Genomic DNA, 9,449 nt, shown 5'->3' on the forward strand with positions numbered 1-9,449 from the left:
CCGAATGTAATCTCGGCAGCTTTTTTTATTTGGTTCAGCCTGCGTTTCTAAGCATTTCATTCGATTTGATGACCGGTGCCCAGAAAGTAACCGGATACATAAATTGGTTTAAATGTGTAAGTTCTTTTTTATTGGATAATGCGGTCGATAGAAGATAAATGGATTTGAAGGTCAAGTCATTGGCGAATAGGTCCAAAAGAGTCGCTTTCATATTCATGGTCGCTTCATGGTTTTGGGTGGAAATCATTAAATCGAGCTGTGGCAGGAACTTATCAAAATGATGATCGAATTGTTTAAGGTCCTCCATGGTTTTTTGCTTTTCTGTCAACGAGTTAAGCGAGCTGACAAAATCTTCGTATTGCTCATTTGAATCCCTTTTGATTTTTTCAGTCAATATATCCGTCAGTAATGAAGTAGGCAAATGTTCCATTTTCTGCACCCTCTTATCTATTTTCTATCATTATAATCATTATAGACGAAAAATTCAAAAAGTTATGATTGGTAATTCTGCTGCCTGCGAGTTGGGATTGAAAAAACACCGTTCGTGGCGAACGGTGTCAAAAGTCATCATCTTTTTTCAATCGCGACAATGAATGGTGGATTATTTGCTTGGTTGATGAATCCGTATTTCAGGATATGGGCTTTCTGTTGAGGGAAGTTCTCTACGTAATCCATCAATGCATCCCGTTCTTCCGATCCCCCCGGATGACCATGGTAAATGACGAGGATGATGATGCCTTCAGGCGCCATCAGTCCGAACAGCTGTTCAATGGCTGATATTGTCGTATCGGCTTGGGTAATGATTGATTTGTCTCCGCCAGGAAGGTAGCCTAGGTTGAAAATGGCACCTGTGATCTTTCCGGAATGTTCATTCTTGATGTATTTGCTTAAGTGTTCATGCCCATCGTGAATGAGGGTGCAGCGCTCATGTAAATTCTCGGCGTCCAATTTCGCAGCTGTGGTTTGGATCGCTTCTTTCTGAATATCAAAACTATAGACATGTCCATTTACACCTGTAAGCCCTGCAAGGAAGGCCGTATCAAAACCGTTGCCCATCGTGCCATCCATGGTTATATCCCCGGGGTGGACCGCTTTTTCCAGCAGAATCCTGGCGAATGGCAAAATTCGATCAAGCTTCATGATTGTACCTCCGTGTGATGATTTTTTCCCTGCCAGCTGTTGCGGCGTTTCAATTCGGCGTCAATGGCATTCAAGACATCCCATTTATTCACGCTCCACATTGGACCGATCATCAAATCGATCGGACCGTCACCCGTAATGCGATGGACGATCATTTCTGGAGGGATTATTTCGAGCTGGTCACATACCAGGCTGACATAATCGTCACGGTCAAGAAATTCGAGCAGGCCTTTTTCATATTGTTTGACCATCGGTGTCCCTTTTAATAGATGAAGTAAATGAATCTTTATCCCCTGCACATCGAGTTTGGCGACTTCACGGGCTGTTTCCATCATCATGCCGTAATCTTCCTGAGGTAGGCCATTGATGATATGGGAGCATACGCGGATGCCGTGTTTGCGCAGTTTATCGACGCCTTCTTTGTAGCAATCGAAGTCGTGGGCACGGTTGATCATCGTTGCGGTCTTTTCATGAACGGTCTGGAGACCAAGCTCCACCCAAAGGTAGGTGCGTTCGTTCAATTCCGCTAAATACTCGACTACATCATCTGGAAGGCAATCCGGGCGTGTCGCGATCGAGAGTCCGACGACACCTTCCTGGGTCAATACACTTTCGTATTTCTCGCGAAGCTCTGCCACGGGTGCATGCGTATTCGTGAACGCTTGGAAATAGGCCATATATTTTCCATCTTTCCATTTATGATGCATCCGTTCGCTGATCTTCTTGAACTGGACGTCGAGGGGTTCAACCCTGTTGCCCGCAAAGTCACCAGATCCTGAGGCACTGCAGAAGGTACAGCCGCCATGTGCGACGGTGCCATCACGGTTCGGACAGTCAAAACCCCCATCCAGGGCAACTTTAAAGACCTTATGTCCAAAATGTTCCCTCAGGTGGTAATTCCATGTATGATATCGTTTGTTATCCGTTGCATATATAAACGGGTTTGCTTGATTCAAATCAGCAACCTCCTAAATAAAATAAAGAGCAACATATATTATACAACATTCTCGCAGCTAGGTCTTTTTTCGGAAAATAAGCGTATACTGTATACTTGAAGGCTAAACATTTTGCTGCTATTTCCAGTATATCTTTGAATGACTATATCCAATCGGGAGCTGATGGACATGACCGGTCAAGTTGAAGAAGCGATTAATCAAATGAAAAAGAAATTAGCCGAAAATAATCAGGTGATCGAAGTAAATGAAGATGGGTTCATATACAAAGCGACTTGCACCTTCAATTCACCTGCTTCGGATGAACAAATTCATTCCTTTGAAAAGAAAACCGGACTGCTTCTGCCCGAGGATTATAAGGAGTTTTTAAAAATAACCAATGGATGCCGTCTGTTCGATAATGTGGAATCGGGTGGGGAAAATGATTTATACAGTCTGGATGATATTATTAATTACACATATGAAAATTCCTACGAGGGATGCTATAAAGTGGCCTGCATTTATCAAGATAATATCGTCATCGATGGAGAAGCAGTCGCTAAAGGCGATAAGGAGTATTTAATGGTAAAAGGCCATATCGATGATTTTGAAGAAGGCGAGAAACTCCATATGGGCTTTGCTGAATGGATCGAGCGGTTCATTTCCCATCAAGGTGAGAAGTTTTGGGATAAAGGTTGAATGCTCAAAAAAAAATGATAATCCAACCGTTATTTGCTCAAACTAGACAAGATGATTCCGAATCATCCAAATGAGACGCGAAGGAGAGGGTTTGAAATGGCAACCAGACAATCCGTCGATCATTTTTTAGAGCAATGTGAAGGGGCTCTCCATTTTGCAGAGTATGAATTTAACGAGGCCTCACGGCAGGAGCATTATGATGATGAACAATTTCAAAATTCGCAAAAGTATATCGAAGAGGCTTTGACGGATATGGAGCGATTGTATGCCAGTTCGAATGACCAGCAACGGGAAATGCTTTCGCGGATGAAGCAGCAGTTGAATCAGTTGAGGAATGAAATGATCTTACTGCGACATTAAATGGAAACAAGGGAGCTATGAATGAATAGCTCCCTTTTTTGCACAATTTTTCTTTAATTCGCATATATAATGAAAAACCTGTCGATAATGTTTATGTACGGCTATTGCAATTGTCGGTGAAATTGACTAGAATAAAATAAAATGCAATATTCTCATAAAGACTGTGATGAGGAATAGTAGCGGTTTAAACCAGTAAAGAGAGTTGACGGATGGTGCAAGTCAACCTGGGATGGTCGTGAACTCGCCTTGGAGTCCCGGGTGTGAAGGTGAAAAGTAATGCCTGGCGTTTTAATCCATGTTACGGATGTTTTAAGCTGGGCGGATTTTAGCTATCGCCAATGTGGGTGGTACCGCGGGAAGATATACATAATCCTCTCGTCCCTATTTTGGGATGAGGGGTTTTTTATTGTTTTTTTATACGGAAATTAGGAGGAAATCATATGAGTTTTGATCATAGAAGCATAGAAACGAAATGGCAAAAGTATTGGGAAGGCAATAAGACATTCAAAACGGGTGAAGAAAGCGGCAAACGCAAATTCTATGCGCTGGATATGTTCCCGTATCCTTCAGGGGCCGGTCTTCATGTAGGGCACCCGGAAGGTTATACGGCAAGCGATATCCTGGCACGGATGAAACGGGCGCAGGGGTATAATGTATTGCACCCGATCGGCTGGGACGCTTTTGGACTTCCTGCAGAGCAATATGCGATCGATACGGGAAATGATCCGGCTGAATTCACGGAACACAACATCAACACGTTCCGCCGCCAAATCAAAGCTCTTGGTTTTTCTTATGACTGGGATCGCGAAATAAACACGACAGATCCCGACTATTACAAATGGACGCAATGGATCTTCTTGAAATTATATGAAAAGGGCCTTGCATATATTGATGAAGTGGCCGTTAACTGGTGTCCGGCACTTGGTACGGTATTGGCTAACGAAGAAGTCATCGATGGGAAAAGTGAGCGTGGGGGCCATCCGGTCGAGCGCCGTCCGATGAAACAGTGGATGCTTCGTATCACGGCGTATGCAGACCGCTTAATCGACGATCTGAATGATGTGGATTGGCCGGAAAACATCAAGGATATGCAGCGTAACTGGATTGGCCGTTCCGAGGGAGCGGAGGTTACATTCAATATCGATGGCTTTGATGAAACATTCACGGTGTTCACGACTCGTCCGGATACGTTATTCGGGGCAACATATGCCGTATTGGCACCTGAACATCAGTTTGTCGATAAAATTACGTCGGCTGATCAAAGGGCGGCAGTTGAGGCCTATTTAGATGAAGTGAAACATAAAAGCGACTTGGAAAGAACAGACTTGGCAAAGGATAAATCAGGCGTGTTCACGGGGGCTTATGCCATTAACCCGGTAAACGGCGAAAAAATGCCGATCTGGATTGCCGATTACGTGTTGATCAGCTACGGAACAGGAGCAATCATGGCCGTTCCTGCCCATGATGAGCGTGATTATGAGTTTGCAGTCAAGTTCGACTTGCCGATCAAGGAAGTCGTAGCTGGCGGAGACGTGACAAGTGAAGCATATACAGGCGATGGTCTTCATGTGAATTCGGAATTCCTTGATGGATTGAATAAAGAAGAAGCCATTTCGACCATGATCAAATGGCTGGAAGAGAAAGAAATCGGAACGAAGAAAATAACATACCGCCTTCGCGATTGGTTATTCAGCCGTCAGCGTTACTGGGGTGAACCGATTCCAATCATCCATTGGGAAGACGGCACGATGTCTCCAGTGAAGGAAGAAGATCTTCCGTTGATTTTACCAAAAGCTACGGACATCAAGCCTTCAGGTACAGGCGAATCACCACTTGCAAACATATCGGAATGGGTGAATGTTACGGATGAAAACGGACGAAAAGGGCGCCGTGAGACAAACACGATGCCACAGTGGGCAGGCAGCAGCTGGTACTTCCTGCGTTATATCGATCCTGACAACAAGGAAGCACTTGCAGATCCTGAAAAATTAAAAGAATGGATGCCGGTCGACATTTATATCGGCGGCGCCGAGCATGCGGTGCTTCATTTGCTTTACGCTCGTTTCTGGCATAAATTCCTGTATGATATCGGTGTCGTGCCAACGAAGGAACCATTCCAAAACCTATTCAACCAAGGAATGATCCTTGGCGAGAATAATGAAAAAATGAGTAAATCCAAAGGGAATGTCGTGAACCCGGATGATATCGTTGAAAGCCATGGTGCCGATACACTTCGCATGTACGAAATGTTCATGGGACCATTGGATGCTTCGATTGCCTGGTCCACAAACGGATTGGACGGTTCTCGCAGATTCCTTGACCGTATCTGGCGTTTATTGGTCAACGATGACGGTACGATCACAGATAAGATGACAGAAACGGATGACACGGGCAAGCTCGAGAAAGTCTATCATCAAACGGTTAAAAAAGTGACCGAGAACTATGAGGAATTGAAATTCAATACGGCGATTTCACAATTGATGGTATTCATTAATGATGCTTATAAAGCGGATTCGCTTCCTAAAGTATATATCGAAGGCTTCGTAAAGCTGCTTGCACCAGTTGCACCGCACATCGCCGAGGAAATTTGGTCTAAACTGGGTCATTCCGAAAGCATCACGTACGGAACATGGCCGGCTTTCGACGAAGCGAAGTTAGTGGATAACGAAGTCGAAATCGTCATCCAAATCAACGGAAAAGTCAAAGCGAAATTAATGGTGCCGACTGACACTACGAAAGAAAAACTGGAGGAAATCGCGATGGGTGATGATTCCATCAAAGAACAAATCGATGGGAAAACCATTCGTAAAGTGATTGCCGTACCAGGCAAATTAGTCAATATCGTCGCCAACTAAATAATAATGATTGGAAGCTGTCCCGCATACTTTTACTGCGGGGCAGCTTTTTTTTCGCAGTCATTGACCGGCCATAGGAAATAGGTCATGTTAGGATTTTCACCGATTTGAATCTATCGAATATTGGCAACGACTATCGTCATGAGATGACCATCGGAACTCAAATAGCTTGCTTAATTGGTACATGTGAATCATTTTTCGGCTTGATGGACAAATAAATCAAGCATTTGACATAAAAAAGGGAAAAAATTGGTTGATAAAATTTTACAGTGTGATAGTTTGGTATAGTACTGTTATTTTTTAACCAATTATTGGAGGGGAAACCGTGAAATTTAAGAATGTGAGTCGAATTACGGCGTGTGTACTAATTTTTTCACTGATTTTCAGCTTGATGATTCCGCTAAATTCTCAAGCTGCACCAGCAACACCCGTTGAAAATGTAAAAACGATTAAAAATGGGGACACTCTGGACGGAAAGTTTGAAAAACCCGATGTTCAATGGTATCAAATCAGTCCCACAACAGAAGAAATACAAAAGTTCTCCCACATTGAATTCGAAGTCAATTCGGACAAAATCTTGAATATCTCCGTATATCAAGATAAAGAAAAAGCAGAAAAAGATGAGAGTAATTATATGGTCTCTTCTTATCCTGATGAAGAAGCCGTTGTCGATTTCCCATATGCTTGGGAAGGCACATATTATGTTAAAGTTGAATATTTCGGCGATACGGATGATGAGGGAAATCCGATCCCGGATGCGGAAAATGTAGCTGAATACTCCATCAATGCGCATTCAGTAACATTGCCGCCATCTGCCGGGGACGAAGGGGAGGATCTCGAATCATGCCCGGTTGAAGTGAGTGTAAACGATAAGAAAACGGGAGAATCCATGTTGAAAACACTCCGCGTGTTTAGAGATGAGGTTCTCACGAAGTCGCCTGAGGGACGCACCCTTTCCTCTTTATACTATAAAGCTTCGCCATTCCTGGCTCTTCATCTTGCCGGGAATAAAACGGCAAGAGAAGCCGTTTATAAACACTTAGTCGAGATTAAGCCCCTTATTGAGGATCTTAATGAGAATGGAGCAAGCAGTACGGCAGTCATTAGCAACAAACAGCAAGACTCAATTAAAGCTTTATTCAATAAGTCGGCAGACGTCGCTCCAGCTGGATTGAAAAAAGAAATGAACAGCATAGCTAAGAAAATCAACCTTGATAAGCTTGCAGGTGAAAGAATCGTCGATATCGCAAGCAAAGCGGGAATCGAACTTCCTGCTTCGAAGAATATAAAGAACAAATATATTGTCAAACTTAAACCAGGGAAGTCATTAAACGCTGTCCAATCCAAGATAAGCCGAGTAGGATATGGAACATTATCGGTGGCACCTAAACAACAAGAGGTTCTGTATGATGATATGTATGTAGTAGAGTTAAAGAACAACCAAGCTAAAATGAGCACAGCAGCACTATCCGGTATCGAAAAACTTCCAGAAGTGGAATATATCGAACCGGTAAAAACGTACAAAGCATTTTCTGCAGACATTCAATCGCCGTATCAATGGTCTTTAGCTAACGCCGGTGGGGAAGAAGGCATAAAGGGAGCGGACATCGATAACGAAAAACTGCAGAACCTTATTAAGAAACGTAATTTAAAAGATACATTGGTAGCGGTCATCGACACAGGAGTCGATGATTCACTTGCAGATCTACAGGGTGTCGTTAAAATGGAGTCAGGTAGGAACTTCATCGATAAGAAAGAAAAAGCGATCGATGACAATGGCCATGGTACACATGTATCCGGAATCATCGCTGCCAAAGCGGATAATGGATATTCCATGCAAGGAATCAATCCAGTAGCTAAAATCATGCCTGTGAAGGTCTTGGACTCTTCAGGATATGGAGACAATGAGAAAATTGCACTAGGCATTAAATATGCCGTGGATCATGGTGCAAAGGTCATAAACCTTAGCTTGGGCGGAGAATATAGCAGGACGATTGAATATGCCTTGAAACATGCCGCCGCCAAGAATGTAATGGTTGTCGTAGCAAGCGGAAATGATGGGATGGAGGGCCTTTCTTATCCTGCATCATCTAAATACGCCATATCCGTCGGTGCAACCAATGCCCTTGATTTAGTATCCGATTATTCCAATTATGGATCGAAATTGGACATGGTCGCTCCAGGGACAGGCATCCCGAGCCTTGTGCCTAATGGGAATGTTACCTACATGGATGGTACATCAATGGCAACTCCCCATGTTGCGGCAGCTACAGCTCTTTTATTATCCGGAAACCCTGGGTTGAAAGTGAATGAAGTAAGGGAAATCCTTCATGAGACATCGGAATATGTCGCTTTTAAAGAAGAAGATAATGTAGACCCTTATGAGGGCTATCAACCGGAAGATGGAGAAATCATGATGCCGGAAGAAGAACTGCCTGTCGGAAAAGATTTAGTATCTGGATATGGAAGACTGAATGCGTACAGTGCTCTTAGTGCCGTGGATTTACAAGCTAAAGTCAATCTTGTGATGGATACGCAAACAAAACTGACTGGTTCAGCTAAAAAAGGTTCAGTAATCGAAGTGAAAAGCGGAAACAAAACACTCGGTAAAGGAACGGCGGCAGCTAACGGAACGTTCACCGTTACGATTCCTGTCCAAAAAGCTGCGCAGCAGCTTACGGTGAATATCTCTGATTCTTCCAAACTAGCAGTATCTTCAATCAAAGTATTCGTGAATAAGGGTGCAACCCCTAACAAACCAACTGTTAAAGCTGTAAGTGACAAAGATACGTATGTAACGGGTCAATCACAAGCGGACATGAAAATCTCGATCAAAAATAGCGCGAAAAAAGTGATTGGTTCAGGTAACACGGACAGCAAAGGGAATTTCAAAGTGAAAATCAGCAAGCAAAAGGCTGGCACTAAACTTTCAGTCACAGCTACAGACTTAGCGAAACGTGAAAGCAAGGCGGCAACCGTGACTGTTCTCGATAAAACAGCCCCGGATGCACCGAAAGTGAATGAAGTAAGCGATAAAGCAACAAAAGTGACTGGTAAAGCGGAAATCGGTTCAAGCGTAACCGTAAAGTACAGCAATAAAAACATTGGAACGGCAAAAACTGATAGTAAGGGGAACTTCTCCATCAAAATCAGCAAGAAAAAAGCAGGGTCCGCATTATACGTCTCAGCAAAAGACAAAGCGGGCAATACAGGAAAAGCAACAAAAGTAACCGTTAAAGATAAAACCGCTCCAGGTGCACCGAAAGTGAATGAAGTAAACGACAAAGCAACAAAAGTAACTGGTAAAGCGGAAATCGGTTCAAGCGTAACCGTAAAGTACAGCAATAAAAACATCGGAACGGCAAAAGCTGATAGTAAGGGGAACTTCTCCATCAAAATCAGCAAGAAAAAAGCAGGGTCCGCATTATACGTCTCAGCAAAAGACAAAGCGGGCAATACAGGA

The 9,449-nt window shown here is 43.4% G+C and carries 7 protein-coding genes and 1 other annotated feature; of the genes, 4 read left to right on the forward strand and 3 right to left on the reverse strand.

Annotation, left to right across the window (positions count from 1 at the left end):
• Window positions 1-34: 34 nt before the first annotated feature.
• The 3 genes from ACFRAK_RS19420 to mnmL all read right to left on the reverse strand — a co-directional run bounded on the left by ACFRAK_RS19420 (window position 35) and on the right by mnmL (window position 2,096).
• A complete protein-coding gene (locus ACFRAK_RS19420; protein WP_394572262.1) occupies window positions 35-430 on the reverse strand; it encodes a hypothetical protein in 396 nt (131 codons plus the stop codon).
• Window positions 431-567: 137 nt separating this feature from the next.
• Window positions 568-1,140 (reverse strand): tRNA 5-(aminomethyl)-2-thiouridylate-methyltransferase MnmM, encoded by a 573-nt coding sequence (gene mnmM, locus ACFRAK_RS19425; RefSeq protein ID WP_387603085.1) that lies wholly within the window; start codon window positions 1,138-1,140, stop codon window positions 568-570.
• Window positions 1,137-2,096, reverse strand: a complete 960-nt coding sequence (gene mnmL / locus ACFRAK_RS19430) for a tRNA modification radical SAM protein MnmL/YtqA (protein WP_353872633.1) — start codon at window positions 2,094-2,096, stop codon at window positions 1,137-1,139. The genes mnmM and mnmL overlap by 4 nt, the downstream gene beginning before the upstream one ends.
• A gap of 168 nt (window positions 2,097-2,264) precedes the next feature.
• Here mnmL and ACFRAK_RS19435 point away from each other — a divergent pair, with 168 nt between their 5' ends.
• From ACFRAK_RS19435 to ACFRAK_RS19450, 4 genes are all read left to right on the forward strand, one after another.
• Entirely contained in the window at window positions 2,265-2,771 is a 507-nt protein-coding gene (locus ACFRAK_RS19435) for an SMI1/KNR4 family protein (RefSeq protein WP_181762338.1), read from the forward strand.
• 96 nt (window positions 2,772-2,867) lie between these two features.
• On the forward strand, window positions 2,868-3,131 hold the full coding sequence (locus ACFRAK_RS19440; RefSeq protein WP_192206805.1) for a DUF2524 family protein: 264 nt from the start codon (window positions 2,868-2,870) through the stop codon (window positions 3,129-3,131).
• A gap of 154 nt (window positions 3,132-3,285) precedes the next feature.
• Window positions 3,286-3,517: a binding site (T-box leader), on the forward strand.
• Window positions 3,518-3,571: 54 nt separating this feature from the next.
• The gene (leuS, locus tag ACFRAK_RS19445) at window positions 3,572-5,986 is read left to right on the forward strand and encodes a leucine--tRNA ligase (RefSeq protein ID WP_260285230.1); all 2,415 of its coding nucleotides are present in this window, start codon (window positions 3,572-3,574) and stop codon (window positions 5,984-5,986) included.
• 325 nt (window positions 5,987-6,311) lie between these two features.
• A partial coding sequence (locus tag ACFRAK_RS19450; RefSeq protein WP_394572263.1) for a S8 family peptidase occupies window positions 6,312-9,449 on the forward strand: 3,138 nt, incomplete at its 3' end.

It is taken from the genome of Peribacillus sp. NPDC056705 (assembly GCF_043656335.1).